Origin of the sequence: Alkalihalophilus lindianensis (assembly GCF_032843265.1) — a bacterium.
Lineage (GTDB): Bacteria > Bacillota > Bacilli > Bacillales > Bacillaceae_D > Alkalihalophilus > Alkalihalophilus lindianensis.
Window position 1 is genome coordinate 1 of the sequence record NZ_JAWJBA010000141.1, and the last position, 318, is coordinate 318.

The window sequence follows — 318 nt, forward strand, 5'->3', positions numbered from 1 at the left end:
GAACTTTTATATTCAACAATTACTAAAAACAGGCGATTATACTTTCCAGGAATTATCCACCTTTACAGTCAGCGAATTAGCTGCTGGTTATAAACAATCCATTTCCTCTGCCAAATACACGAAAAAAATTTCTTTATAGTGAATTCATTATCTTTTCCTTTTTTAAAATTATGTGAGAAAATATAACATAAAATGTAACATAAAGCGAGGTGGAGAAAAATGACGAACGAGGCGTCTTATAAGGATAAAAAAGTGATTACAATTGGAATCGTCAGAGAGCTAACCGGTCTACCCGAACGGCAAATCCGTTATTATGAG

Annotated in this window: 1 pseudogene; it reads left to right on the top strand. The window is 33.3% G+C overall.

Going from position 1 to position 318, the window contains the following annotated elements:
- Positions 1-219: 219 nt before the first annotated feature.
- Positions 220-318, top strand: a pseudogene (locus tag RYX56_RS21680) (MerR family DNA-binding transcriptional regulator); the annotation flags it as partial.